Origin of the sequence: Pseudonocardia petroleophila (assembly GCF_014235185.1) — a bacterium.
Lineage (GTDB): Bacteria > Actinomycetota > Actinomycetes > Mycobacteriales > Pseudonocardiaceae > Pseudonocardia > Pseudonocardia petroleophila.
Window position 1 is genome coordinate 1,784,623 of record NZ_CP060131.1, and the last position, 23,471, is coordinate 1,808,093.

26 protein-coding genes and 1 tRNA gene are annotated in these 23,471 nt (G+C 75.2%); 12 read left to right on the forward strand and 15 right to left on the reverse strand.

Annotation, left to right across the window (positions count from 1 at the left end):
• The first annotated feature begins 49 nt into the window (after positions 1 to 49).
• Positions 50 to 1,972, forward strand: a complete 1,923-nt coding sequence (locus H6H00_RS08990) for a TPM domain-containing protein (RefSeq protein ID WP_221775838.1) — start codon at positions 50 to 52, stop codon at positions 1,970 to 1,972.
• A 21-nt stretch (positions 1,973 to 1,993) separates the two neighbouring features.
• On the opposite strand, the gene H6H00_RS08995 is transcribed toward H6H00_RS08990, so the two are convergent.
• The 3 genes from H6H00_RS08995 to H6H00_RS09005 all read right to left on the reverse strand — a co-directional run bounded on the left by H6H00_RS08995 (position 1,994) and on the right by H6H00_RS09005 (position 4,715).
• Positions 1,994 to 2,482: a bifunctional nuclease family protein gene (locus tag H6H00_RS08995; protein WP_255425654.1), complete on the reverse strand. Its 489-nt coding sequence runs from the start codon at positions 2,480 to 2,482 to the stop codon at positions 1,994 to 1,996.
• Between the two features lie 16 nt (positions 2,483 to 2,498).
• Positions 2,499 to 3,473: a helix-turn-helix transcriptional regulator gene (locus tag H6H00_RS09000; RefSeq protein WP_185720843.1), complete on the reverse strand. Its 975-nt coding sequence runs from the start codon at positions 3,471 to 3,473 to the stop codon at positions 2,499 to 2,501.
• Between the two features lie 252 nt (positions 3,474 to 3,725).
• Positions 3,726 to 4,715, reverse strand: coding sequence for a Gfo/Idh/MocA family protein (locus tag H6H00_RS09005; RefSeq protein WP_185720844.1), 990 nt, complete (start codon positions 4,713 to 4,715; stop codon positions 3,726 to 3,728).
• 49 nt (positions 4,716 to 4,764) lie between these two features.
• On the opposite strand from H6H00_RS09005, the gene H6H00_RS09010 reads away from it, so the two are divergent.
• Positions 4,765 to 5,343 (forward strand): TerD family protein, encoded by a 579-nt coding sequence (locus tag H6H00_RS09010; RefSeq protein ID WP_185720845.1) that lies wholly within the window; start codon positions 4,765 to 4,767, stop codon positions 5,341 to 5,343.
• Here H6H00_RS09010 and H6H00_RS09015 read toward each other — a convergent pair.
• Both H6H00_RS09015 and H6H00_RS09020 read right to left on the reverse strand, forming a co-directional pair.
• Positions 5,340 to 5,723, reverse strand: a complete 384-nt coding sequence (locus tag H6H00_RS09015) for a DUF1761 family protein (RefSeq protein WP_185720846.1) — start codon at positions 5,721 to 5,723, stop codon at positions 5,340 to 5,342. The two genes, H6H00_RS09010 and H6H00_RS09015, sit on opposite strands and share 4 nt — an antisense overlap.
• On the reverse strand, positions 5,720 to 5,995 hold the full coding sequence (locus H6H00_RS09020; protein WP_185720847.1) for a DUF1905 domain-containing protein: 276 nt from the start codon (positions 5,993 to 5,995) through the stop codon (positions 5,720 to 5,722). The genes H6H00_RS09015 and H6H00_RS09020 overlap by 4 nt, the downstream gene beginning before the upstream one ends.
• A gap of 92 nt (positions 5,996 to 6,087) precedes the next feature.
• Between H6H00_RS09020 and H6H00_RS09025 the strand changes: the two genes are divergently transcribed.
• Together H6H00_RS09025 and H6H00_RS09030 are read left to right on the forward strand one after the other, a co-directional pair.
• Positions 6,088 to 6,456 carry a YciI family protein gene (locus tag H6H00_RS09025; protein WP_185720848.1) on the forward strand — a complete coding sequence of 123 codons (369 nt, stop codon included), beginning with the start codon at positions 6,088 to 6,090 and terminating at the stop codon, positions 6,454 to 6,456.
• The gene (locus H6H00_RS09030; protein WP_185720849.1) at positions 6,453 to 7,661 is read left to right on the forward strand and encodes an RNA polymerase sigma factor; all 1,209 of its coding nucleotides are present in this window, start codon (positions 6,453 to 6,455) and stop codon (positions 7,659 to 7,661) included. The genes H6H00_RS09025 and H6H00_RS09030 overlap by 4 nt, the downstream gene beginning before the upstream one ends.
• A gap of 19 nt (positions 7,662 to 7,680) precedes the next feature.
• On the opposite strand, the gene H6H00_RS09035 is transcribed toward H6H00_RS09030, so the two are convergent.
• On the reverse strand, positions 7,681 to 8,223 hold the full coding sequence (locus tag H6H00_RS09035; RefSeq protein WP_185720850.1) for a TroA family protein: 543 nt from the start codon (positions 8,221 to 8,223) through the stop codon (positions 7,681 to 7,683).
• A 128-nt stretch (positions 8,224 to 8,351) separates the two neighbouring features.
• Here H6H00_RS09035 and H6H00_RS09040 point away from each other — a divergent pair, with 128 nt between their 5' ends.
• Entirely contained in the window at positions 8,352 to 9,449 is a 1,098-nt protein-coding gene (locus H6H00_RS09040) for a winged helix DNA-binding domain-containing protein (protein ID WP_185720851.1), read from the forward strand.
• Here H6H00_RS09040 and H6H00_RS09045 read toward each other — a convergent pair.
• Entirely contained in the window at positions 9,435 to 9,800 is a 366-nt protein-coding gene (locus H6H00_RS09045; RefSeq protein WP_185720852.1) for a hypothetical protein, read from the reverse strand. The two genes, H6H00_RS09040 and H6H00_RS09045, sit on opposite strands and share 15 nt — an antisense overlap.
• A gap of 75 nt (positions 9,801 to 9,875) precedes the next feature.
• Between H6H00_RS09045 and H6H00_RS09050 the strand changes: the two genes are divergently transcribed.
• From H6H00_RS09050 to H6H00_RS09060, 3 genes are read left to right on the forward strand one after another with little or no spacing between them, the layout of a single operon-like run.
• A complete protein-coding gene (locus H6H00_RS09050; RefSeq protein ID WP_185720853.1) occupies positions 9,876 to 10,505 on the forward strand; it encodes a dihydrofolate reductase family protein in 630 nt (209 codons plus the stop codon).
• Positions 10,502 to 11,749, forward strand: a complete 1,248-nt coding sequence (locus H6H00_RS09055; RefSeq protein WP_185720854.1) for an FAD-dependent monooxygenase — start codon at positions 10,502 to 10,504, stop codon at positions 11,747 to 11,749. The genes H6H00_RS09050 and H6H00_RS09055 overlap by 4 nt, the downstream gene beginning before the upstream one ends.
• A gap of 3 nt (positions 11,750 to 11,752) precedes the next feature.
• Complete coding sequence (locus H6H00_RS09060) at positions 11,753 to 12,688, forward strand: methylenetetrahydrofolate reductase (RefSeq protein ID WP_185720855.1); 936 nt, start codon at positions 11,753 to 11,755, stop codon at positions 12,686 to 12,688.
• A 118-nt stretch (positions 12,689 to 12,806) separates the two neighbouring features.
• Here H6H00_RS09060 and H6H00_RS09065 read toward each other — a convergent pair.
• From H6H00_RS09065 to H6H00_RS09090, 6 genes are all read right to left on the reverse strand, one after another.
• Positions 12,807 to 12,880 (reverse strand) — tRNA-Thr (locus tag H6H00_RS09065).
• Positions 12,881 to 12,925: 45 nt separating this feature from the next.
• Entirely contained in the window at positions 12,926 to 13,324 is a 399-nt protein-coding gene (locus H6H00_RS09070; RefSeq protein ID WP_185720856.1) for a nuclear transport factor 2 family protein, read from the reverse strand.
• A 29-nt stretch (positions 13,325 to 13,353) separates the two neighbouring features.
• Entirely contained in the window at positions 13,354 to 14,505 is a 1,152-nt protein-coding gene (locus H6H00_RS09075) for a DNA polymerase III subunit delta' (RefSeq protein ID WP_185720857.1), read from the reverse strand.
• Entirely contained in the window at positions 14,502 to 16,478 is a 1,977-nt protein-coding gene (locus H6H00_RS09080) for a bifunctional MFS transporter/dTMP kinase (RefSeq protein WP_185720858.1), read from the reverse strand. The genes H6H00_RS09075 and H6H00_RS09080 overlap by 4 nt, the downstream gene beginning before the upstream one ends.
• A gap of 65 nt (positions 16,479 to 16,543) precedes the next feature.
• Positions 16,544 to 16,987, reverse strand: a complete 444-nt coding sequence (locus tag H6H00_RS09085; RefSeq protein ID WP_185720859.1) for a hypothetical protein — start codon at positions 16,985 to 16,987, stop codon at positions 16,544 to 16,546.
• Between the two features lie 72 nt (positions 16,988 to 17,059).
• Complete coding sequence (locus tag H6H00_RS09090) at positions 17,060 to 19,477, reverse strand: penicillin-binding protein (protein ID WP_255425655.1); 2,418 nt, start codon at positions 19,475 to 19,477, stop codon at positions 17,060 to 17,062.
• A gap of 129 nt (positions 19,478 to 19,606) precedes the next feature.
• On the opposite strand from H6H00_RS09090, the gene H6H00_RS09095 reads away from it, so the two are divergent.
• Positions 19,607 to 19,990 (forward strand): WhiB family transcriptional regulator, encoded by a 384-nt coding sequence (locus H6H00_RS09095; RefSeq protein WP_185720860.1) that lies wholly within the window; start codon positions 19,607 to 19,609, stop codon positions 19,988 to 19,990.
• A gap of 2 nt (positions 19,991 to 19,992) precedes the next feature.
• Here the strand turns inward: H6H00_RS09095 and bagB are convergent, their stop codons facing one another.
• The gene (gene bagB, locus H6H00_RS09100) at positions 19,993 to 21,144 is read right to left on the reverse strand and encodes an ATPase BagB (protein WP_185720861.1); all 1,152 of its coding nucleotides are present in this window, start codon (positions 21,142 to 21,144) and stop codon (positions 19,993 to 19,995) included.
• The gene (bagA, locus tag H6H00_RS09105; protein WP_185720862.1) at positions 21,141 to 22,157 is read right to left on the reverse strand and encodes an ATPase BagA; all 1,017 of its coding nucleotides are present in this window, start codon (positions 22,155 to 22,157) and stop codon (positions 21,141 to 21,143) included. The genes bagB and bagA overlap by 4 nt, the downstream gene beginning before the upstream one ends.
• Positions 22,158 to 22,229: 72 nt before the next feature.
• Between bagA and sp36 the strand changes: the two genes are divergently transcribed.
• Genes sp36 through H6H00_RS09120 form a run of 3 tightly spaced genes read left to right on the forward strand, consistent with a single transcriptional unit; the run spans position 22,230 to position 23,463 of the window.
• Positions 22,230 to 22,403 carry a Sp36 family protein gene (gene sp36 / locus H6H00_RS09110; RefSeq protein WP_185720863.1) on the forward strand — a complete coding sequence of 58 codons (174 nt, stop codon included), beginning with the start codon at positions 22,230 to 22,232 and terminating at the stop codon, positions 22,401 to 22,403.
• A complete protein-coding gene (locus H6H00_RS09115; protein WP_185720864.1) occupies positions 22,400 to 22,858 on the forward strand; it encodes a RidA family protein in 459 nt (152 codons plus the stop codon). The genes sp36 and H6H00_RS09115 overlap by 4 nt, the downstream gene beginning before the upstream one ends.
• The gene (locus H6H00_RS09120; protein ID WP_185720865.1) at positions 22,855 to 23,463 is read left to right on the forward strand and encodes a hypothetical protein; all 609 of its coding nucleotides are present in this window, start codon (positions 22,855 to 22,857) and stop codon (positions 23,461 to 23,463) included. The genes H6H00_RS09115 and H6H00_RS09120 overlap by 4 nt, the downstream gene beginning before the upstream one ends.
• The last annotated feature ends 8 nt before the right edge of the window (positions 23,464 to 23,471 follow it).

Below are 23,471 nucleotides of genomic sequence, written 5' to 3' on the forward strand. Positions count from 1 at the left end.
CGGCCGGGAGGACATGATGTGCGGATCATCCCCGGGTGCGGAGGTCGTCGTGCGCAGGTTGCTGGTGCTGGGGGCGCTGCTGGTCGGCGTCGGGCTGCTCGGGGGCGGGATCGCCGCGGCCGAGCCGCCGACGCGCGTCGGACCGGCGGTCACCGACGCCGTCGGCGTGCTCGCCGCCGGTGACGAGGCCCGGATCACCGAGGCGTTCGCCCGGCTGCGCGAGGCCAACGGCACGCAGCTGTTCGTCGTCTACGTCGACTCCTTCGACGGCGCCGGCGGGCAGGACTGGGCCGACGAGGCCGCGTCGCTGTCGCAGTTCGGTCGTGACGACGTGTTGCTCGCCGTCGCCACCGGGGACCGCGCCTACGGCGTCTCGGTCGCCGACGACTACGGGCAGTCGGACTCCACGGTGGCCTCCGCGATCACCGACGCCGAGGACCGGCTCGCCGCCGACGACTGGGCGGGCGCGGCGATCGCGCTGTCCGACGGCCTCGGCGGCGGGGCGGGCGGGTTCCCCGTCGCCGCGGCCGTGCTCGGCGGGGTCGTCGTCGTGGGCGGGGGCGTCTACCTGGTGGGGCGCCGCCGCCGCACCCGCACCGCGCAGGCCGAGGTCCCGACCGACGGGCCCGCCGCACCGCGCGACGAGTTCACCGACGTCCCCACCGACGACCTCGCCTACCGGGCCAGCGCCGGCCTGATCGAGGTCGACGAGGCCGTGCGCACGTCGGAGGTCGAGCTGTCGGCCGCCCGCGGCCACTTCGGCGACCAGGCCGTCGCCGGGTTCGCCGCGGCGCTGGAGGCGTCGAAGGCCGACATGCTGCGCGCGTTCGGCGTCCGCCAGCAGCTCGACGACGACGTGCCCGAGGACGAGCCGACGCAGCGCCGGATGCACGCCGACATCATCCGCGCGTGCCGGGCCGCCGACGAGCGACTCGACGCCCAGGTCGCCGCGTTCGACGCCCTGCGCAACCTCGAGGCCACCGCCCCGGAGTACGTCGCGGGCCTCGCCGCCCGCCGGGAGACGGTGCTCGCCCGGATCCCGCAGTCGGAGTCGACGTGGGCCGCGCTGTCGGCCCGCTACGCCCCGAGCGCGCTGGAGCCGGTGGCCGGGTCGCTGGACCGGGCCCGGAACCTGCTCGAGGTCGCGGGTACCGAGGTCGCCGCCGCCCGCTCGGGGCTCGACGCGGGCGCCCGCCCCGCCGCCGTGGTGTCCGGCCGGGCCGCGGAGGACGCGATCACGCAGGCCGAGACGCTGCTCGACGGCATCCCGCGCCGCGGCACCGAGCTGGTCGAGGCGGCGGCGGCCCTCCCGGCCGCGCGCGCGGAGACCGAGCAGGACCTGGCCGAGGCCCGCGCACTGGACCCGTCGCTCGCGCCGGTCGTCGCCCGCGCCGAGGCCGCGGTCACCGCGGCGGACCAGGCCGAGGCGTCCGACCCGATCGCCGCCCTGCGCCTGCTCGACGAGGCCGGGGCGGCCCTCGACGACGCCATCGCCGCCGCCCGCGCCGAGCAGGACCGGCGCCGGCGCACCGCCGCGGTGCTGGAGCAGACCGTCCTCACCGCCCGCTCGGCCGTCGCGGCGGCGGCCGACTTCGTCACGACCCGGCGCGGCGCCGTCGGGCAGCAGGCCCGCACGCGGCTGGCCGAGGCCCAGCGCCACCTCGCCCTCGCGACGTCCGGCGGCGACCCGGCGGTCGCGCTGCGGGAGGCGCAGCAGGCCGACTCACTGGCCCAGGAGGCGCTGCGGCTCGCGCAGTCCGACGTGTCGAACTGGTCGGGGCCGTCGTCGGGCGGCAGCGCCGGCGTCGACCTGGGCAGCCTCATCCTGGGCGGCATCATCTCCGGGGCGACCCGGGGCGGGGGCGGTTTCGGCGGCGGTGGCGGGGGCTTCGGTGGTGGCGGCGGCCGCTCGCCCGGCAGCTTCGGCGGCTCGTCGTCGCGGGGACGCCGGGGCGGCGGCGGCCGGTTCTGAGGCCACCGCCCGCCGCGAGCGTCAGGCGAAGTCCTCCGGCGAGACCTCGTCGATGAACTTCTTGAAGTCCTCGAGCTGCTTCTCCGGCGGTGCGTCGGTGCCGTCGGGGAACAGGTCGGCGATGGGCTGGCCCACGTCGTCGAGGATCGCGGACTCCACCCCGATCGACAGGCCCTCCCGCACCGCGACGGCGAGCGCGTCGCTGGGGCGCAGCTCGACCCGCGCCCCGTCGGCGAACACCAGGTCGGCCTGGAACTTGCTGTCGACGAGCGCGACGATCTCCGCCCCGACGATCTCGTGGCCCAGCCCCTGCAGCAGCGGGACGATGACGTCCTGGGGCAGCTGCGGGTCGTCCTCCCCGCGCGCGCCCAGCGCGATCGCGTCGGCCTGGGGCCTGCGGAGGAAGACCGGCAGGCAGCGCTCGCCGTCCACCTCACCGAGCAGCAGCACCGGCTCGCGGGTCCGCACGTGGACCACCAGCCGCAGAACGCGCATCGTCATCATCGACATGGGGGACAGTGTCCCGTCATCCCCGCAGGGTGTCACTGGGTGATCTCCGGAAGCGCGCGCGGTAGTCGGCGGCGAACCGCCCGGGATGGCCGAACCCCCAGCGCGACGCGATCGCGCCGACGGTGGCGCCGTCGCTCGGGTCGGCGGCGCGCAGGTCGTCGTGGGCGTGGTCGAGCCGCACCGAGCGCAGGTAGCCCAGCGGTGTCGTGTCCATCGCCCGGCGGAACGCCCGCTGCAGCGCCCGCGGGCCGACGTGCGCGGCCCGGGCGATCGCGGTGAGGTCGATGTCCTGCGCGGCGTGCTCCTCCATGAACACCATCGCGCGGCGCACGGCGTCGGGGGAGGCGGGCGTGTGGGACGAGCGGGGCGGGTCGGACGTGCCCGAGTTCGGGAACGTGTCCAGCAGCGAGGCGATCAGCAGGTGCTGGACCTGCCGCATCACCAGCGGGCTGCCGTGGGCCGCCGGGTTCTTCGCGACGTCGCCGGTGATGTACTGCAGGAGCCGCTTCCAGTGCACGGCCTTCGACGGGGAGAGCGGGCGTCCGAGGTCGAAGGACACCGGGTGCACGTGCCGGTCGTCACCGAGCAGCTCGGCGGCGACCCGCTCCACCAGCGACCGCTGGATGCGCACCTGCGCCATCCGGATGTCGTGCCACTCGACCGCCATCTGGACGTCGGGGTCGTAGGAGAACAGGTCGCCGGGTCCGGCCGCGACCTCGCTGGTCGGCGACCGGATCGTGAACCGGCCCTCCAGCAGGTGGCTGAACAGCAGGATGTCGTCGAGGGGGTCCCAGGTGCCGCGGAGCGTCATCGTGTGCCGGGCGACGCCGATCTTGGCGGCCCCGAGGTCGGCGACGCTGTGGGAGAACTCGAACGCGGTCGACGGTCCGGACAGCGACACCTTGTGGTCGGCGTAGGCGCCGCGCAGCCAGTCGTGGGCCTCGTCCGGATCCCTGGTGCGGATGTGCAGCCGCATCAACGACTCCGTCACGGAAGAACCTCGATCACGGAAGAACCCCCAACGGTCGAGGCAGGAGGGTAGTTCGAGATCGGGGTCCGGCGCACTCGACCATCCGGACTATGCCTGTTGTGCGCAGTCCGGTTCGCGACGGTCAGTTGTCCGCCATACGAGCAGCGCGCACGGTTCAGTTGTACACGGCCGGTCGGCGGACTACCTCTGTGTCCGGTGCGGGGGGCCCGTCCGCCGGAGGGGGCTGGACGGTCCCCCCGGGCCTCGGGACGGCTACAGCTCGGCCGGTCCCTCCTGGGGCTCCATCCCGAGCTGCCGCGCCACCGCGTCCATCACGTCCTGCACCACCACCGTGTCGGCCAGCGGCATGACGTCGCTCTGCAGCCGCCCGTCGGCGACGCACCCGGTCACCTCGCGCAGCTCGTGCGCGTACCCCGCACCCGCCGCCGGGGCGTCGATGCGCTCGGGCTCCGCCCCGTTGCGGCACAGCACGATCGAGGAGGGGTGGTGGAAGCGCGGCGGCACGTCGATCCAGCCCCCGGTGCCGACGACGCGGGCCGTGCCCGGCGTGGCGCAGCGCAGCGAGGCGAGCAGCGACGCCGTGCGGCCGCCGGGGTACGACAGCAGCACGGCCTCCTCGACGTCGACGCCGCTCGGGGCCAGCGCGCCGTGCGCGGCGACGGCGTCCGGGGTGCCGAGGACCATCTGCGCGAAGGAGATCGGGTACACCCCGACGTCGAACAGCGCCCCTCCCCCGACGGCGGGGTCGTAGAAGCGGTCGGACGGGTCGGTGGGGTGCTGGGCGCCCAGATCGGCCTGCACGGACTGGACCTCGCCGATCGCCCCGTCGGCGATGAGCTCCCGCATCCGCACGATCGCCGGCTGGAAGCGGGTCCACATCGCCTCCATCGCGAACACGCCCGCCGCCGCGGCGGCGTCGACGATCTCGCGGGTCGCGGCGGGCGTCACCGTGAACGCCTTCTCCACGAGCACGGCCTTGCCCGCCCGCAGCGCGGCCAGCGCGACCGCGCGGTGCTGCGGGTGCGGCGTGGCGATGTAGAGGACGTCGACCCCGTCGTCGTCGACGATCGCGCGGTAGGAGTCGTGGACGCGCCCGATGCCGAACCCGGCCGCGAACGCCGACGCGCGCTCCGCCGACCGCGACGCGACGGCCACCACCTCGGCGCCCGGCACGTGCGGGAAGTCCGCCACGACCTTCGACGCGATCCGACCCGGCCCGACGATCCCCCAGCGCACGCTCATACCCCTAGCATCGCAGTGCAGATCACCGACCGGACGGAGTGTGTGCGACGTGAGTGTCAGCCTGGCCAAGGGTGGGAACGTCAGCCTGAGCAAGGAGGCCCCCGGCCTCACGAACGTGATCGTCGGGGTGGGTTGGGACGTGCGCGCCACGACCGGCGCCGACTTCGACCTCGACGTCTCCGCGATCATGCTGGGCACCGACGGCCGCGTGCTCTCCGACGCGCACTTCGTCTTCTTCAACAACCTGACCAGCCCCGACGGCACGGTGGAGCACACCGGCGACAACCTCACCGGCGAGGGCGACGGCGACGACGAGCAGCTCAAGGTCGACCTGGCCGGGATGGCGCAGCAGGTCGACAAGATCGTCTTCCCGGTGAGCATCTACGACGCCGACAACCGCAGGCAGAGCTTCGGCCAGGTCGCCAACGCGTTCATCCGGGTCGTCAACGCGGCGGGCGAGTCCGAGATCACCCGCTTCGACCTCACCGAGGACGCGTCCACGGAGACCGCGATGCTCTTCGGCGAGCTCTACCGGCGGGGCAGCGAGTGGAAGTTCCGCGCGATCGGGCAGGGCTACGCGTCGGGGCTGGCGGGCATCGCGCGCGACTTCGGGGTCAACGTCGGCTAGCCCGGCAGCCCGACGACCAGGGTGACGACCAGGAGCTTGAGCAGCCAGTCACCCGCGTGGATCGCGGCCAGGGCCACCGGGACCCGCTCGTGGAAGACCGACCCGGCCAGCAGCACGGCCGGGAACGCCGCCCACAGCGCGAGCGCGAGCAGCAGGGCCGGGCCGGGGGCGGTGACGCCCAGCCCGTCGGCCAGCCCGGCGACCACCAGCGCCAGCACCGCGTTGCGGACCAGCTCGACCGCGGCCGTCGCGGCGGCGGAGCGCCGCTGCCCGGCGTAGGCGGGCGAGAGCCGGGCCAGGCGGGCGGCGAGCGCGCCGTAGTAGCCGCCGCTCAGCACGAACGCCGCCACCGCGGCCCCGGCGACCGCGAGCGCGTTCACCCCTCGATCCGCTCGGCCAGGTGCACGGTGACGCTCCCTCCGGCCTCCTTGCCGAGCAGGCGCAGCAGGTCGGCCTTCACGGGCAGCTTGTGGGTACCGTCGCCGAGCGCCATGAACGCGCTCCGGAACGGGTGGCCGTCGATCGTGCCGCGCACCTTGACCAGGCCGCGGGTGCCGAAGAACGCGGCGGATCCGGGCATGGTGACGTAGGTCCAGCCGCCGGGCTTCGGGCTCTTCAGCAGGACGGCGGTGAAGTCGTGGTCCAGGTCCATCGGGGGATCCTCTCGTCATCCGGTCGCACCCGGGTGTCGAGACCGCCGGCCCGGTCTCGACACCCCGACGACATCCGATCCGGAGGTGGTCCGTGAAGTACCTGATCCTCGTCCACAGCGACGCGCACTTCCTCGAGCGCTGGGCCGGGCTGACCGACGCCCAGCGCGCCGACTTCGGCCTCGGGCACCGGGCGCTGACCGACGAGCTCCTGGAGTCCGGGGAGCTGGTGGTGTCCGGCGGGCTGGCCGACCCCGCGCTCGGGCGGCGCGTCGCGGTGCGCGACGGCGCCACGACCGTCACCGACGGGCCGTTCGCCGAGGTCAAGGAGCACCTGGCCGGCTTCTACCTCGTCGAGTGCACGGCCGAGCGGTCGCTGGAGATCGCCGCGCGCGTCCCGGACGCGGTGTGGGGGCTGGTCGAGGTGCGGCCGGTGCTGGGCCGGGGGGACGTCGACCTGTGAGCGGCCGCGTCGAGGACCTGCTCCGCGAGCTCGCGCCGCAGGTCCTCGGCGTGCTCGTGCGCCGGCACGGCGGGTTCGACGCCTGCGAGGACGCCGTGCAGGAGGCGCTGATCGCGGCCGCGCTCGGCTGGCCCGTCGACGGGGTCCCGGCCAACCCGACGGGCTGGCTGGTCACCGCGGCGCAGCGCCGGCTGATCGACACCTGGCGCTCGGACTCGGCCCGGCGCCGTCGCGAGGACGCCGTCTCCGCGTCCGTCGGGGACGGCCCCGTCCCCGACGAGGACGACACGCTCGCCCTGCTGACGCTGTGCTGCCACCCGGCCCTGAACCCGCCGTCGCAGGTGGCGCTGACGCTGCGCGCCGTCGGCGGCCTGACCACCGCCGAGATCGCCCGCGGGCTGCTCGTGCCGGAGGCCACCGTCGCGCAGCGGATCAGCCGGGCGAAGGCGCGCATCCGGGCGGCGGGCGGGCGCTTCGGCGACGCCGACGACGAGACGCGCCTGCCCGCCGTCCTCCAGACGCTCTACCTGGTCTTCAACGAGGGCTACACGGCCAGCTCCGGCGACGCGCTGCAGCGCGTCGAGCTCACCCGGGAGGCGCTGCGGCTGACCCGGATCCTGCACGGGCTGCGCCCGGCCGACGGTGAGGTCACCGGCCTGCTCGCGCTCATGCTGCTCACCGACGCCCGCCGCGCCGCCCGGACCCGGCAGGACGGGGCGCTCGTCCCGCTCGACGAGCAGGACCGCGGGCTCTGGGACGCCGCCGCGATCGCGGAGGGGGTCGCGCTGGTCACCGGCTCCCTGGCCACGTCGGCGCCGGGCCCGTACCAGATCCAGGCCGCGATCGCCGCCGTCCACGACGAGGCCGCCCGGCCGCAGGACACCGACTGGCGGCAGATCCTCGGGCTCTACGAGGCGCTCGCCGTGCTCGCCCCCGGTCCGATGGTCACGCTGAACCGGATCGTCGCCGTCGCGATGGTGCGGGGCCCGGCCGAGGCGCTGGAGCAGCTCGACGCGGTGGCGACCGACCCCGCGCTGGTGGGGCACCACCGCGTCGACGCCGTCCGCGCGCACCTGCTCGACCGCGCCGGCGACGCCGACGGTGCCCGCGAGCACTACCGCCGCGCCGCCGCCCGCACGCTCAGCGCCCCCGAGCAGCGCTACCTGCTCGACCGCGCCGCCGGAACCTCCACGCGTCCGGGGTGACCCCCGCGCACCCGGAGTCCTAGAAGAGGTCGGGCGTCGTGGTCGGCGGCCCGGGAGAGCGGTTCGGCGCCGGCGGCCGGGGCCGCGGGGGCTTCGCCGTCGACGGTGCCGCCTTGCCGGGGCCGAGCAGCGCCCGCAGGTCGGCCCGCGCCGCGGCCGGACGCCCGGCGTCGACGGCCACGACGGGGGCCACCCGCCGCAGCGCCGCGACCAGCCGTGCGTCGGCCAGGTCGTGGGCGCGGTCGACGGCCCCGGCCACGATCACGTCGGGCTTGGCCGCGGCGACGGCCCGCAGGTCCGGCGCCCGCGGCTCCCCCACCGGCTCGACGCCGTCGAGGTTCCCGGCGCAGCCGACCAGCTCCGCACCCAGCTCCCGCAGCAGCCCGGCCACGAACTCGTCGGTGGCGACGAGCCGGCGGATCGACGACGGCAGCAGCACCGACGCCCCGGTGGCGTCGATGAACGCCCGTCGGCCGCCGCCCCCCGCGTCGCTGATGGCGCCGGTGAGCGCGGCCGTGCGCGCGGGCTGCTGGCGCGGGTCCTCCCCGCCGGTGGGTGGCATGCCCGGAGCCTAGGCGTGACGGGGGCGCGAACGCGTCCCGGAGCCCGGTGGGCCGACCACCTCCGGCCCCGGGACGAGCAGTCGGGATGAGGACGGATCCTGACCGCTACTCCCGTCAGGATGGTTCCATGACCGTCCTCGGCCCCCGTGCCCTCAACCGCGCCGCGCTCGCCCGCCAGCTGCTGCTCGCGCGGGTGGACGCGCCGGTCCTCGACGCGGTCACGCACCTCGGCGGCCTGCAGGCCCAGGAGCCGCAGGAGCCGTTCGTCGGGCTGTGGTCGCGGCTGCGCGCCTTCGACCCCGGGGTCCTCTCCGGCCTGCTGACCGACCGGCGGGTGGTGCGGACCCACCTGATGCGCCGCACGGTCCACCTCGTCACCGCCGACGACGCACTGGCCTGGCGCTCCCGCCACAACGCGATGCTGTGCCAGCGGATGCTCGGGGTGTACCGGCGCGACCTGTCCGGGGTCGATCTCGGCGTGCTCGCCGCGGCGACCCGGGAGGTGCTGGCCGACGGGGAGCCGCGCACGACGGGCGAGCTCGGGCGGGCCATGGCCGACCGCTTCCCCGGGCCCGCCGCGCGGGTGCTCGGCGAGGCGGCGATCACCGTCGTGCCCGCGGTGCAGGTCCCTCCGCGCGGGGTGTGGCGGGCCACGGCGGGGGCGCGCCACGTGCCGTTCGCGGCCTGGCTGGGCCGCGACCCCGACCGCCCCGACCCCGATCCCGACCTCGTCGGGCAGGCGCTGGTGCGCCGCTACCTGGCCGCGTTCGGCCCGGCCGCCTCGGCCGACCTGCGCGCCTGGTGCGGCGTCGCCGGCCTGCCCGCGGCCGTGGCGGCGGTCCGGCCGGAGCTGGTCGCCTTCCGCGACGAGCGCGGCCGCGAGCTGCTCGACCTCCCCGACGCCCCCCGCCCCGACCCCGACACCCCGGCCCCGGTGCGGTTCCTCCCGGCGTTCGACAACGCGATCCTCGGCTACGACGACCGCACGCGGATCGTCGACGACGCCCACCGCGGCCTGTCGGTGGCCGGGGAGCGCGCCGTCCTCGTCGACGGGCGGGTGGCGGCGACCTGGACGGTGGACTCCGGGACCGTGACCGTCAGCCCGCTGCGCCGCTTCTCCCGCGCCGACCGCGCGGCCGTCGCGGAGGAGGGCCGGGCGCTGGCCGGCTTCCTGTCCGACGGCGCGAGCACCCGCGTGCGGGTGGCGGCGTCACCGCGCCAGTAGCTCCTCCAGCCGCCGCGCCGCCGGCTCCGGGATCCGGCGCCGTCCGCGGAGGTGCCGGAACACCGGCCCGAGCAGGTCGTCGGCGAGCAGCGCGGCGCGGGGCAGCGGGTCGTCGAGGAGGTGGACGGCGCACGGCGCGGACCGCCCGCCGTCGGGCCGCTCCTGCGCGTCCTCGGTGAAGTCGACGACCGCCGCGACACCCCCGCCGGGCCCCGTCCGGTACACGACGGCGCGGTCCCCGGCGCGCGTCGGGCGCAGGCAGCAGGGAGCAGCGGGTGGGTCGAGCAGCTCCTCGGCGTTCCAGAGCAGGATCGAGGTCGGCGGGGGGCCGGCGGGGACGGGCACGGACAACGGTCTCATCCCCCGCCGATGAGTTCGGCCGGCCCCGGGCGTCCTAGGTGGCACACCGACCCCCGGGAGGACGCGATGGGCCAGGTCTACTCGCACATGACGATGTCGCTCGACGGCTGCATCGCCGACCCCGACGACGGCATCGAGGAGCTCTTCGGCTGGTACGACGCGGGCGAGGTGACCGTCCCCACCGAGGGCGACCTCCCCCCGTTCCGGGTCGACGAGGCCAGCGCCGGGGTGCTGCGCGAGATCCTCGCCGGCACCGGTGCCCTCGTCTGCGGGCGCCGGCTCTTCGACATCACCGACGGCTGGGGCGATCGCCATCCCCTCGGCGCACCCGTCGTCGTCGTCACCCACACCCCTCCGGCCGACGCCGCCCGCCGGCCGCGGACCACCTTCGTCGACGGGGTCGCGGAGGCGATCGCCGCCGCCCGGGACATCGCCGGGGACGCCGACGTCGCCGTCGCCAGCGCGAGCGTCGCCGCGCAGGCGCTCGACCTGGGGCTCCTCGACGCCGTGTCGATCAGCCTCGTCCCGGTCCTGCTCGGCCGCGGGATCCCGCACTTCGCGGACCTCGCCGCCGGACCCCACCGATTCGACGACCCGGTCGTCGTCCCCGGCCGGCGCGCCACCCACCTGACCTACGCCGTGCGCCGGGGGGAGGATCCCTCCGGGAACGGCACGGGCGAGGAGGGGGCGCGATGAGCGGGCCGAGGGTCCTGGTGGCGGGGGCGAGCATCGCGGGGCCCGCGCTGGCCCACTGGCTGCGCAGGCGGGGGGCCGAGGTGACCGTGGTCGAGCGGGCCCCGGCGCTGCGGCCCGGAGGGCAGGCGGTGGACGCGCGCGGGGTGACCAAGGAGGTCATCCGGCGGATGGGCCTGGACGCGCAGGTGCGCGCGGCCTGCACCGACACCGCGGGCGCGCACGCGGTGGACGCGGACGGGACCGTGCTGGAGACCCACCGCGCCGACGACGACGGCGGCGACGGCTACATCGCCGACATCGAGATCCTGCGCGGGGACCTGTCCCGGGTGCTGCACGACGACACCCGCGACGGAGTCGAGTACGTCTTCGGCGACCGGATCGTCGAGCTCACCCAGGACGCCGACGGCGTCGACATCGTCCTCGCGGGCGGCGACCGGCGGCGGTTCGACCTGGTGATCGGGGCGGACGGCCTGCACTCGGCGCTGCGCGCGATGGTCTTCGGGCCGCGCGAGCGGTTCGTCCACCACCTCGGGCTCGTCCTGGCCTTCTACAGCGTGCCCAACGAGTTCGGCGTCGACAGCTGGCTGATCGACCACCAGGACCCGGGGACCGGGCGCTCGGCCGGCCTGCGCCCGACCGGGGACCCGGCGCAGGTGATGGCCGTGCTGTCCTTCCCCGCGGCCGACTTCGACGTCGACCACCGCGACGTCGCGGCCCAGAAGGACCTGCTGCGCGAGCGGATGGCGGGCCTGGGCTGGGAGACCCCGCGGATCCTCGCGCACCTCGACGACGCGCCGGACTTCTACCTGGACCAGGTCGCCCAGGTGGTGATGGACCGCTGGTCGGTCGGGCGGGTGGGGCTGCTGGGGGACGCGGCGTTCTGCCCCTCGCCGATGTCCGGGCAGGGCACCGGGCTGGCGCTGGTCGGGGCCTACCTGCTGGCCGGGGAGCTGGCCGCCGCCGGGTGGGACCCGGAGGCCGGGTTCGCCGGGTACGAGCGGCGGATGCGGGCGTTCGTCGAGGCCAACCAGGAGATCGGCCGGCTGCACGTGGAGAGCCTCGCGGCCACCGGGCCGGACGCGCCGCCGGCCCCGGAGCCCGACATGGAGGCGATGATGGAGCTGGCCGGGCGCGCGATCGACGGCATCGAGCTGCCGGACTACGCGGGGGTGCCGGACTCGGGTCCGGGCGGCTCCCGGAGCCCTGCCGGAAGCGGTCCGCGCCCGTCGACCCCCCATGATTGACGGATGGCTCCTCCCGAGACCAGCAGCGCCGCCGAGCTCCTGGACAGGACCCGTGACGGCGTCCTGCTCTACGGCCTGACCCCGCCGCGGGCGACCACCACCGCCGACCAGGCGGACGCCGTCGCCGAGGCGGCCCTGACCCGGCTCCGGTCGGTGCAGGTCGACGGGCTGATCCTCTACGACGTGGACGCCGAGGTGGACCGGGCATCGACCCCGCGGCCGTTCCCGTTCCTGCCGATGATGGACCCGGCCGACTTCCTCGACCGGCACCTGGCCGCCTGGGACGGGCCGGTGGTCGTCTACCGCGCCGTGAGCAAGTACACCGGCGACGAGCTGGGCCGGTGGCTGTCCGAGGTCCAGCGCGACCGGGTGCTGACCGTGCTGGTCGGGGCCGCGTCCCGGGACCAGGCGGTGCGGACGAGCCTGCCCGAGGCCTACCGCCGGCACGCCGGGCTCCCGCGCCCGCCGCGCATGGGCGGCGTCGTCATCGCCGAGCGGCACGCGGATGCGGGGGCGGAGCACCGGCGCATGCTGCGCAAGCAGGATGCGGGCTGCGAGTTCTTCGTCTCCCAGATCTGCTACGACCTGGACCGCACCCGGAACCTGCTGTCCGACTACGCCTACGGCTGCCGGGACCTCGGCCGGGCCCCGCGGCCCGTCGTGCTGACCCTCGCGCCGTGCGGCTCGACGAAGACCCTGGAGTTCATGTCCTGGCTCGGCATCTCCGTCCCCGACTGGCTGCGGACCGAGATCACCCGGTCCGCGGACCCGCTGGCGGTGTCGTACGAGCAGTGCGTCGTCAACGCCCGCATCCTCATCGCGTTCTGCCGCCGACTCGGCCTGCCGTTCGGGATCAACGTCGAGAGCCTCACCAACCGCAAGGTCGAGATCGACGCCTCGATCGACCTGGCCCGCGAGATCCGCAGCCGGTTGGGCTGAGCAACGAGGGGAAGCCCGGCCGCCATCCGGCGACGACCGACCGGTCGTGCCACGAAGGAGGCCACGGGGACCGTGGGAGTGGGTTCCGGGAGGGCCAGCACGTGCTTCTGACCTGCGGAGCCGCCTTGGGGAGTCGAACCCCAGACCTACGCATTACGAGTGCGTCGCTCTAACCGACTGAGCTAAGGCGGCGATGTGCGGGCGCCAGTGTACCGGCGGGGTCCGGCGCCCCCGACGTCAGGTGGTCTCCGCCGGGACCGGGACGAACGCGGCGGAGTCGTAGTAGGTGCTCAACCGGACGATCTTGTCGTCGGCCAGGTCGATCACCGTCACGCCGCGGTAGGAGATGGGGCGGTCGTTGCGCAGCGTGCCCGTGCTGGTCCACTCCAGGGCGACGCGGTCGGTGCCCTCGACGACGTCGGAGAACGTGGTCTCGATGTCGGTGAACTGGTCGCGGTACTCGGTCCAGAACTCGGCCACCTCGCCGTGGCGTTCGCCGCGCGCGTCGAAGCGCTGGGTGATCGCGTCCGCGGCGAACAGGTCGGCGAACGGGGTGACGTCGGAGTCCTGCTCGAAGGTGCGCAGACCGGCGGCGAATCGGCGCGCGCGGTCGTCGGTGATCTCGTTGTCCTGCATCGTCCCGGCTACCCCGCCGCGACGGGGGCTCAACCCGTGTGGATCGCGGTCATCATCGCCTCGGCCGCGATCTCGGGCTTGACGTTGAGGTCGAGCGCCTCGCGGCAGGCCAGGACGGCCTCGAGCCGGCGCAGCGTGGACTCCGGCGTCCACTCCTGGGCGGCGCGGCGGACGTCGGCGGTGCGGTCGGGGTTGGCCAGCGGGACGTCGGCGCCGGCGGAGGTGACCAGGACGTCGCGGAAGAACGACGTGAGGTCGACGAGCGCGCGGTCCAGGGCGTCGCGCTGGTTGCGGGTGTTGCGCAGCTTCTGACGCCTCTCCAGGTCGCGCTCGGCCGCCTTCGCGGAGCGCGCGGCCCCGGCGACGCCCTTGCCCACGCCGCCGCCGCCCATCGCGATCCCGAGCTCCTCGCGCTCCGCGCCGTCGCGGGCCTCGCTCAGGGCACCCGCCTCGGCCTTCGCGCCGCGGACGAGATCGGAGGCGAACGCGAAGGCGTCGCCGAGCGAGCGGGTGCGCAGGGGCAGGGCGAGGACGGCCTCGCGCTGGGCGCGGGAGTCCTCGTCGCGGGCCAGGTGCCGGGCCCGGCCGACGTGCCCGTCCGACACCGACGCCGCCCACCGGGCGCGGTCGGCGTCGATGCCGTCGCGCTGCACGAGCACGGCGGTGATGGCGTCGACCGACGGCGTGCGCAGCGGGACGACGCGGCAGCGCGAGCGGATCGTGACGCTGACGTCCTCCGGGTGGTCCGACGGCGCGCAGAGCAGGAACACCGTCTGCTCGGCGGGCTCCTCCACGGCCTTGAGCAGGGCGTTGGCGGCGCTCTCGGTGAGCCGGTCGGCGTCGGTGATGATCAGGATCTGGTACCGCCCCGTCGACGGGCGGCGGGCCGAGAGCGCGACCAGCCGCCGCATCGCCTCGACGCCGATGCTCAACCCCTCCGGCACGACCTCCCGGACGTCGGCGTGCGTGCCGCTCAGGACGGTGTGGCAGGCCGCGCAGTGCCCGCAGCCGTGCTCGGGGCACTGCAGCGCCGCCGCGAACGCCCGCGCCGCGACCGACCGGCCCGACCCGGGCGGCCCGGTGAACAGCCACGCGTGCGTCATCGCCGACGGCTCCTGCGCCGCGTGCCCCAGCTCCTCGACGGCGGCGGGCTGGCCGACGACCTCGTCCCAGACGCTCACGGCGCGCCGACGGCGGTGGGGCTGCCGGGGGCGGGCAGCATCGGGGCGAGCCCGGCGTAGACCCGCTCGGCGACCTCGTCGGCCGTGCCCCCGGCCTCGACGACGACGTAGTGGTGCGGCTCGGCCGCGGCCATGCGGGTGAGCAGCCGTTGCACCCGCAGGTGCTCCTCGCCGGGCAGCAGGCCGGTGGGGGCGGCGGGTGCGGCGCGGTCGAGCAGCACCGACACGTCGGGGCGCAGGCGGCCGGTGGCCCACAGCACCAGGCTGTCGAGCTCGCGCGGCTCCACCTCGGTGGCCGCGACGCCGTACTCCACGAGCCCGGCCAGGAACCGGTCGACCACGACGACCGCGCCCTGCGCCAGCGCGGGCCGGATCACGCGCTCCACGAGGTCGGCCCGGACCGCTGCGGCGGCGAGCGCCTGCGCCCGCGCCCCGCCGAGCGCGGCCTCGCGGACGGCGGCCTCCCAGCGCTCGCGGTCGCGCCCGGAGTCGTCGAGCTCCACCACGGTGTGCCCGGCCGACCGCAGCCGGGCCGCCAGCCGGGCGGCCTGCCCGGCCGTCTCCTCGGCCGGCGCGCCCTCCACGGCGACGAGCACCCCGGACCCGACGCGCGGCACGCCCCGGCGCAGCGCGGCGAGCAGGTCGGGCAGCATCGGCTCGGTGCGCCGGTCGTGCATCTGCCGGTAGGCGACCATCCCGACCACCGCGGCCACCAGCCCGCCCGCGAGCATGACGATCCGGGTGCCGTCGATGAGGAACGACCGCCCCAGCAGCTCGACGCGCTGCGTGCTGACCAGCCCCACCACCAGCGGGACCAGCGCCATCGAGCCGAGCAGCGTGAGCCGCACGATCGACTGTACGAACGCGACGATGCGGCCGCGGATGTCGTCGGCGACCTCGGTGCCGATGATCGTGAGCCCGGTGAGGAAGGCGATGCCGGCGAACCCGCCGACCAGCCCCACCGCCGCGATCGCGACGAACAGGTGCGGCGCCAGCGCCACCAGCACCAGCGCCAGCCCGGCCGCGACGATCGCCGCCCCGAACAGCCGGTTGTGCGGGATCCGTCGCGCCATGCCCGGCGCCACGGCCATGCCGAGCGCGAGCCCGACGAACACGGCGGCGAACAGGATGCCGTAGGCCGCGTTGCCGCCGCCGAGGCTCGCCGCGTAGAGCGTGGCCGAGCCGACGACGGTGCCGCCCGCCGCGAACGCCCCGACGATGCCGGCCACCAGCCCGCGGACCAGGGGCGTGCCGACGACGAACCTCGCCCCGTCGCGCAGCAGCGTGACGACGCCCGGAGCCTGCTCGCGCACCGCCGTGGCCCGCCCGGAGATCTCCGGGATGAAGAACCCCACGGTGATCGCCATGACGAGGTAGGCGCCCCCGGTGACGGCGAGCGCGACGTACAGCGTGGCCGTCTCCCCCGCGTCGCCGCCGAAGGTGGAACCGATGCTCGACAGCGCGGTGAACAGCCCGGACGCCAGCAGCACCGCCACCCCGTAGGTGACGACGAGTGCGAGCTGGTTGGCCGTCTCGACCTGGTCGGGGCGCTTGAGCAGGTTGGGGACGGCGGCGTCCTTCGCCGGGATCCAGAACATCGCGCAGATCTCGATGAGGAACACCGCGACGAACAGCCAGACCAGCGACCCGACGATCGGGATGGAGACGAACAGGCCGAAGCGCAGGACGTCGCAGACGACCATGACGCGCCTGCGGTCGAACTTGTCGGCCAGCGCGCCCGCGAGCGGCCCGAGCAGCAGCGCGGGCAGCAGCTTCGTGGCGACGACGCCCCCGAGCGCGAAGCTCTGCGCCTGGTAGCCGGAGGTGAGCTGGGTGGCGAGCGCGGAGAGCGCGAGCAGGCTCAGCCACTCACCGGTGGCCGACCCGGCCGTGACGAGCCAGAGGCGGCGGAAGGCGGGGATCGCCAGCACGCTGCGGACGCGGTGCGAGGTGGGCGCGGACGGGGTCGTCATCCCGGCTCACCTCCTCTGCGACCGGCGGGACTCGCCGACGGCCAGGGTAGTCGTGGGCCCGACGCTCAGCCGTAGAGGATCGCCAGCACCATCTGCACCGCGATCAGGGTGAACACGGCGACGAAGAACAGCGTGAACAGGCGCGACCCGAGCCGGCTGCGGGCCCGCCGCGACAGCCCGAGGATGCTCGGCTCCTCGACCACCGGCGGGCGCGCGGACAGCACGGGCGGCCGGTGCTCGACGGGCGTCGGCCGTCGGGTGGCGAGCTCGGTGACCGGCCGGACCGGGCGCGCGGGAGCGCCGGGCCGCGGTCCGGCGGGGGGCGCGTCGGGCGCCGCGGCCAGGCGCACGGCGGGGCGGGTCTGCGGCATCCGCTGCCACGGCGGCGCGAGGCCGGTGGCGGGGTCGTCGGCGTCGAGCAGGGCCACACCTCCGGACCGGGACGTGATCGGCACCGCCTCGGCGATCCGGGACACCTGCGGACCGTCCGGTGCGTCGCCGAGCCTCATGGACCGCGATGCTAGGCGGCCCGGGCGGTGATCACCGGCGGTGCGGCGACCGACCACCCGCACGGGCGAAGCTCATCCCCCGTCGGCGGGGGGCGCGCCTCCGTCACCCGGCGGCGCTCCCCCTCCGTCACCGCCCTCCGGCGGCGGTGCGTCGCCCTCGTCGGACGGGGCCTCGGTGGGTGCCTCGGGCGGCGGCGGGACCTCGCCGCTGCTGATCGTCAGCACGATCGTCTCGCCGGGCAGCGCGGTGCCGCGCGGGCTCTGCCCGATCACGGTGCCGCGCGCCGCCGCGTTGTCCTGCGTGCGCGTGGTGACGACCCAGCCCGCCGCCTCCAGCGTGGCCCGGGCGTCGTTCTGGCCGTTGCCGACGACGTCGGGCACCCGCGACTCGGCGCCGCCCTCGAGGTAGCGCTCGTCGACGGGGGGCAGCGGGTCGACCGGCTGGCCCTCCAGCAGCGGCGTCATCGTCCCGAACCACGTCTCGGCCGGGGTCTTGCCGCCGAAGATGTTGCCGCTGCGGCAGGCGAACGGGGCGCCCGCGCCGTCGCAGAGCTGGTCGGGGCGGTTGTCGTTGTCGTAGGTGATGACCGCGCCGGAGATGGTCGGCAGGTAGCCGAGGAACGCCGCGGACTTGTGGTCCTGGGTCGTGCCGGTCTTGCCCGCCATCGGGCGGTCCCAGCCGACCTGGCGGGCCGCCGCACCCGCGGTGCCGCCGGGGAGGTCGTCCTTGCTCATCGCCGTCATCATCGCGTTGGCCAGGCCCGGTTCGACGACCTGCTCGCAGGGCGCCTCGGTGACCGGCACCGGGTTGCCCAGGGAGTCGGTGATCGACGCGATCGGCGTCGGCGGGCACCACATGCCCCCGCTGGCCAGCGTCGCGCCGACGTTGGACAGCTCCAGCACGCTCGTCGGGCTCACGCCGAGGGTGAACGACGCCTGCCGCTGCGCCTTGGTGACCTCGGCGATCGAGCGGTCGGTGGGCAGGCCGGTGTTGGGGTCGACGAAGCGCTCCGTCGCCAGGGACCGCATGCCCAGGCGCACGGCCATGTCGACGACGTCGGGGACGCCGGTGAACTCCATCAGCTTGACGAACGCGGTGTTCGGCGACTGCGCCAGCGCGTCGGACAGGGAGAGCCGCTCGGCGTAGTTGCCGGAGTTCTGGACGGGCAGCGGGCGGCCGCCGCCGTCGACGTAGATCGGGGAGGCGTAGCCGCTCGGGGGCACCGAGAGCTGGTAGTTGATGCCGAGCCCCTTCTCCAGCGCCGTGGCCGCGGTGAAGGTCTTGTAGACCGAGCCCGCGCCGAGCGGGACCGGGATGTAGGGCAGCCCGTAGCTGGTCTCCAGGGCGTCGCCGTCGAGGCCGTAGACGCGGCTGGAGCCCATCGCGAGCACCTCGTGCCGGTCGGTGCCGGGGCGGACGGTGGCCATCACGTTGGCGACGTTCGGCTGGTCCGGGGGCACCTCGGCGGTCAGCGAGGCCTGCATGGCGTCGAGCACGGTGCGGTCGAGCGTGGTCTGGATGGTGTAGCCGCCGCGGCGGAGCTGCTCGGTGGAGAAGCCGGCCTCGGTGAGGTACTCCTGCACGTACTGGCAGAAGAACCCGGCCGGGCCCGCGCCGATGCAGCCGTTGGCCTGGGTGTTGAGCGGCGAGGAGATCCCCAGCGGCTGGGCCAGCGCGGCGTCGGCCTGCGTCTGGTCGATCATCTGCTGCTCCAGCATCTGCTGGATCACCAGGTTGCGCCGGTCGAGCGCGGCCTGCGGGTTCTGCACCGGGTCGGTCGCGGTGGTGCTGCGGACCATGCCCGCGAGCAGCGCGGCCTGCGGCACCGTCAGGTCGGCGGGGGTCACGCCGAAGTACGTGCGCGCGGCGGAGGCGATGCCGGCGGCGCCGTTGCCGAACGGGACGATGTTGAGGTAGCGGGTGAGGATCTCGTCCTTGCTCAGCGACTGCTCGAGCTGCAGCGCGATCTGGGCTTCCTTGAGCTTGCGCGCCGGGGTCTGCTCGGTGGCCTTGAGCCGCTCGGTCTCGGTCTGCGCGTCGACGTAGAGCAGGTAGTTCTTGACGTACTGCTGCGTGAGCGTCGAGGCGCCCTGCTCGATGCTGCCGGACACCGAGTTGGTGACGACGGCGCGCACCGTGCCCTGCCAGTCGACGCCCTGGTGCTGGTAGAACCGGCGGTCCTCGACGGCGACGATCGCGGCCTTCATGGCCGGGGAGATCTCGTCGGAGGTGACCGAGCGCCGGTTCTGGTCGGGGACGAACAGCTGCGCGATGGTGTTGCCCGCGTTGTCGGTGACGATGCTGGTCTGGGGCAGCGGCTGGTCGAGGACCTCGGTGGACACGCTGCCGACGCTGTCGCTGGCGTCGTTCGCGACCAGCCCGAGACCGATCGCGGCCGGGAACGCGATGCCGGCCGTGACGATCCCCGCCAGCAGGCAGAGGCCGAGCAACAGGCCGACCGGCCGGATCAGATGGCGCGGGAGGCTCACGGAGACCGAGCCTACGCGGCCCCGTGTCGGGACCCCGTCAGGTGAGTATTTTTGCTCCCTCCCGGAGGGAACCGCGGCGACCCAGGATCCGTCTGTAGCGGGTCGAGTCGACCTACCTCGGGAGGGGCCATGACGGAGCGGTGGAATTGGCGGAGCGCGGCGAGGTGCCGCACGGACGACGCCGACGAGCTGTTCGTCACCGGCGCGCAGCAGCGCGAGGCGAGGATGTTCTGCCGCTCCTGCCCCGTCCGCACCGAGTGCCTCGCCCACGCGCTCGACGAGGGCGTCGAGTTCGGGGTGTGGGGCGGGATGACCGAGCGCGAGCGCCGCGCCCTGCTGCGCACCCGGCCCGAGGTCACGTCCTGGCACGACCTGCTGACCGGCGCCCGCACCGCCTACTACGCCGCCGACCCGGACGCCACGCCCTACGAGCACACCGCGGCCGGGCTGGCCCGGGCCGCGGAGCACGCGGTGGCCGAGCGGACGGCGCGGCGGCTGAGCGAGTCGGCGTAGGCCTACTGGGCCGTGCGCAGCGGGGTGGGGGTCGGCGGGGGCGTGGCCGCCGCGGCGAGTCGGTTGCCCACCTCGCGCAGCCCGTCGAGGTCGGAGATCTCGGCCGCCACCACCGGCACCCGGGCCACGGCGACGCCGGGGTGGGCGTGGGCGAAGCGGGCGAGCAGCCGCTCCTCGCGCTCGGCGAGGTCGACGCGGTCGGCGTGCAGCCGCAGCACCGCGGTGGCCAGCGGGGCGCCGCGCAGGCCGTCGGCCACGTCCCGGGCCCGCCCGGCCGACAGGTCGGCGCGGGCGGGGTGGGTGCGGTTGAGCACGAGCCCGGCCAGCGGCATGTCCTCCGCCGAGAGCCGCTCCACGAAGTACGCGGCCTCGCGCAGGGCGTCCGGCTCGGGGGCCGCCACCACGACGAACGCGGTGCCCGGCGAGCGCAGCAGCGCGTAGGTGGCCTCCGCGCGCTCGCGGAACCCGCCGAACATCGTGTCGAAGGCCTGCACGAACGCCGAGGCGTCGGCGAGGAGCTGCCCGCCCAGGATCGTCGAGACCGCCTTCGCGAACAGCGAGAACCCGGCCCCGACGATCTTCATCAGGCCGCGGCCGCCGGCCCGCGCGGGGGCGGACAGCAGCCGGATCATCCGGCCGTCGAGGAAGGTGGACATGCGCTGCGGGGCGTCCAGGAAGTCGAGCGCCGACCGCGACGGCGGGGTGTCGACGACGATCAGGTCCCAGTCGTCGGTGGCCGCGAGCTGCCCCAGCTTCTCCATCGCCATGTACTCCTGCGTTCCGGAGAACGAGGAGGAGATCGTCTGGTAGAAGGGGTTGTTGATGATCGTCTCGGCCCGGCCGGGCTCGGCGTGCGTCTCCACCATCTCGTCGAAGGTGCGGCGCATGTCGAGCATCATGGCGTGCAGGTCGCCGTCGGCGTCCTCGACGAGGCCGGGCTCGTTGGTGAGCGCCTGCAGGCCCAGCGCCTGGGCCAGCCGCTTGGCCGGGTCGATGGTCAGCACGACCGTGCGGCGGCCGCGCTCGGCGGCGCGGATGGCCAGCGCCGCGGACGTGGTGGTCTTGCCGACCCCGCCCGAGCCGCAGCACACGATCACGCGGGTGGCCGGGTCGTCGATCAGGGCGTCGACGTCCAGGTCGGGTGCGGTCCTCACACCGACACCCCCGTGCCCGCGCCCTGCGCCACCAGTTCCTCCGTGAGTTCGTAGAGCGAGCCGAGGTCGACGCCGTCGAGCAGCGTCGGCAGCTCCAGCCTCGGCTGGTCGGTCCCGGCGTCGAGGCGGGCGAGCGCCAGCCCCTCCGCGTGGATGCGGACGGCGTGGTCGACGGTCTCGGCCACCAGCCCGTCGATGACGTCCGGGGCCAGGTCGAGCCCGGCCGACGCCAGACCGGCGCGGATCCGCTCGGCGTCGACCCGGCCGTTCGCGGCGGCGGTGACCGAGCGGTCGGGCAGCCACTGCGGGCGCACCTGGTTGACGATCACCGCGCCCGGCCGCAGCTCGGCGTCGCGCAGCTGCTCGATCGCCTCGAGCGTCTCGGTGACGGGCAGGTCCTCCAGCAGCGTCACCAGGTGCACCGCGGTGAGCGGGGAGTGCAGCAGCTCCACGACGCCCGCGGCCTGGGTGTGGATCGGGCCGACCTTGGCGAGGTCGGCCATCGCCTTGGTGACGTCGAGGAAGCTGACGACCCGGCCGGTGGGCGGGGCGTCGAGCACGACGGCGTCGTAGACGGGGGTGCCGTCCTTGTCCCTGCGGGTGACGCACTCCTTGACCTTGCCGGTCAGCAGCACGTCGCGCAGGCCCGGCGCGAGCGTGGTGGCGAACTCGATGGCGCCCATCCTGCGCAGCGTCCGCCCGGCCATCCCGAGCCGGTAGAACAGCTCGAAGTACTCCAGGAGGGCGGCCTCCGGGTCGATCGCCAGCGCGCGGACCTCGCCGCCGCCGGGCGCGACCGCGATCCGGCGCTCCTCGTAGGGCAGCGGGGCGGTGTCGAACAGCTGCGCGATCCCCTGCCGGCCCTCCACCTCGACCAGCAGCGTCCGCTTGCCGCCCGCGGCGAGGGCGAGCGCGAGTGCGGCGGCCACCGTCGTCTTGCCGGTGCCGCCCTTGCCGGTGACCACGTGCAGCCGCGCCTGCGCGAGCTGATCGGGCCACCCCGGTGTCGTCATGTCCGCCAGGCTACGAGCCGACGACCTGCCCGGTCGCCCGATCGGGGTGAGGCGCTGGCTACAGTCCCCTCCATGAGCTCCCCCTCAGCGACCAGGTGGGAATACCTCACCGCACCCGTCCTGATCCACAACACGCAGGCGATCCTCAACAACTTCGGCCGCGACGGCTGGGAGCTGGTGCAGGTCACCTCCGGCGCCAACGGCGAGCAGCTGGTGGCGTGGTTCAAGCGGCCGGCGCAGACGTGACGGCCTCGGCGAAGCTCCGCGAGCTCGGGATCGAGCTGCCGACCGTCGCCGCCCCCGCCGGGGCCTACATCCCGGCGCGGCGCACCGGGAACCTGGTGTTCACCGCCGGTCAGGTGCCCTTCGTCGACGGCGCGCTCCCGGCCACCGGCAAGGTCGGGGCCGATGTCGACGTCGACACCGCCCGTGACCTGGCCCGCACCTGCGCCCTCAACGCGCTGGCCGCCGTCGACGCGCTGGTCGGGATCGACGCGGTCGTCGGCGTGGTGAAGGTCGTCGGGTTCGTCGCCTCCGCGCCCGACTTCACCGGCCAGCCGTCGGTGATCAACGGGGCGTCGGAGCTGCTCGGCGAGGTCTTCGGTGAGGCGGGTGCGCACGCCCGCTCGGCCGTCGGGGTCGCCGTGCTGCCCCTGGACGCGCCGGTCGAGGTGGAGATCGTCGTCGAGGTGGCGGGATGACCTCCGCGGAGCGGTCGACGCACGACCTGCTGGTCGCGCTGGCCGGGCGGCTGCCCGACGAGGTGCTGTGGCGGCTGCGCGACTGGCTCGCCGCGGGCGCGCACGAGCCGCTCGCCGCGATGCTCACCCGCGAGCTGCTGCGCCACCGCCTCGGCCTCACCGACGCCGAGCGCGTGCTGCTCGTCGCGGGTGCGGGCGAGTGGGGGGCGTCGCGGCGGCTGCTGGAGGCGGTCCTGCCGCTCGACGGGCCGCTGCACACCGACGTCGTGTTCCGCTCCGGCCCCGACGCCCTCGACGCGGCCGCGCTGAGCGTCCTGGGGGTCGTCCGCGGCCACCCGGGGTGCGTCGAGCTGCGGCAGGCGTGGCGGGTCGGGCCGCGCGGCGACCAGCGCGTGCTGGTCGTCCACGGCGGTGAGCGGCCGTGGCTGCTGGCCGGCACGCTGCAGCGCGTCCTGCGGGCCCACGGCGACCGCACACCGTGCGTCGAGGTGCTCCCGGCGCACGGGGAGCCCCCGGCCTACCACCAGGCGGCCATCATCGGATCGGCGCCGCTGTGGCAGTCGACGGCGTCGTCGTCGTCGATGGAGCCCGTCGCAGCCGGCTGAGACGCAGA

Bases quoted from the DNA above. Each gene is read 5' to 3' on its own strand.
- H6H00_RS08995 (WP_255425654.1), bottom strand. From the start codon at position 2,482: ATGTCGATGATGACGATGCGCGTTCTGCGGCTGGTGGTCCACGTGCGG.
- H6H00_RS09005 (WP_185720844.1), bottom strand. From the start codon at position 4,715: ATGAGCGTGCGCTGGGGGATCGTCGGGCCGGGTCGGATCGCGTCGAAG.
- H6H00_RS09020 (WP_185720847.1), bottom strand. From the start codon at position 5,995: ATGGACCTGGACCACGACTTCACCGCCGTCCTGCTGAAGAGCCCGAAG.
- H6H00_RS09035 (WP_185720850.1), bottom strand. From the start codon at position 8,223: ATGCCACCCACCGGCGGGGAGGACCCGCGCCAGCAGCCCGCGCGCACG.
- H6H00_RS09040 (WP_185720851.1), top strand. From the start codon at position 8,352: ATGACCGTCCTCGGCCCCCGTGCCCTCAACCGCGCCGCGCTCGCCCGC.
- H6H00_RS09050 (WP_185720853.1), top strand. From the start codon at position 9,876: ATGGGCCAGGTCTACTCGCACATGACGATGTCGCTCGACGGCTGCATC.
- H6H00_RS09055 (WP_185720854.1), top strand. From the start codon at position 10,502: ATGAGCGGGCCGAGGGTCCTGGTGGCGGGGGCGAGCATCGCGGGGCCC.
- H6H00_RS09060 (WP_185720855.1), top strand. From the start codon at position 11,753: ATGGCTCCTCCCGAGACCAGCAGCGCCGCCGAGCTCCTGGACAGGACC.
- H6H00_RS09070 (WP_185720856.1), bottom strand. From the start codon at position 13,324: ATGCAGGACAACGAGATCACCGACGACCGCGCGCGCCGATTCGCCGCC.
- H6H00_RS09080 (WP_185720858.1), bottom strand. From the start codon at position 16,478: ATGACGACCCCGTCCGCGCCCACCTCGCACCGCGTCCGCAGCGTGCTG.
- H6H00_RS09085 (WP_185720859.1), bottom strand. From the start codon at position 16,987: ATGAGGCTCGGCGACGCACCGGACGGTCCGCAGGTGTCCCGGATCGCC.
- H6H00_RS09095 (WP_185720860.1), top strand. From the start codon at position 19,607: ATGACGGAGCGGTGGAATTGGCGGAGCGCGGCGAGGTGCCGCACGGAC.
- bagA (WP_185720862.1), bottom strand. From the start codon at position 22,157: ATGACGACACCGGGGTGGCCCGATCAGCTCGCGCAGGCGCGGCTGCAC.
- sp36 (WP_185720863.1), top strand. From the start codon at position 22,230: ATGAGCTCCCCCTCAGCGACCAGGTGGGAATACCTCACCGCACCCGTC.
- H6H00_RS09120 (WP_185720865.1), top strand. From the start codon at position 22,855: ATGACCTCCGCGGAGCGGTCGACGCACGACCTGCTGGTCGCGCTGGCC.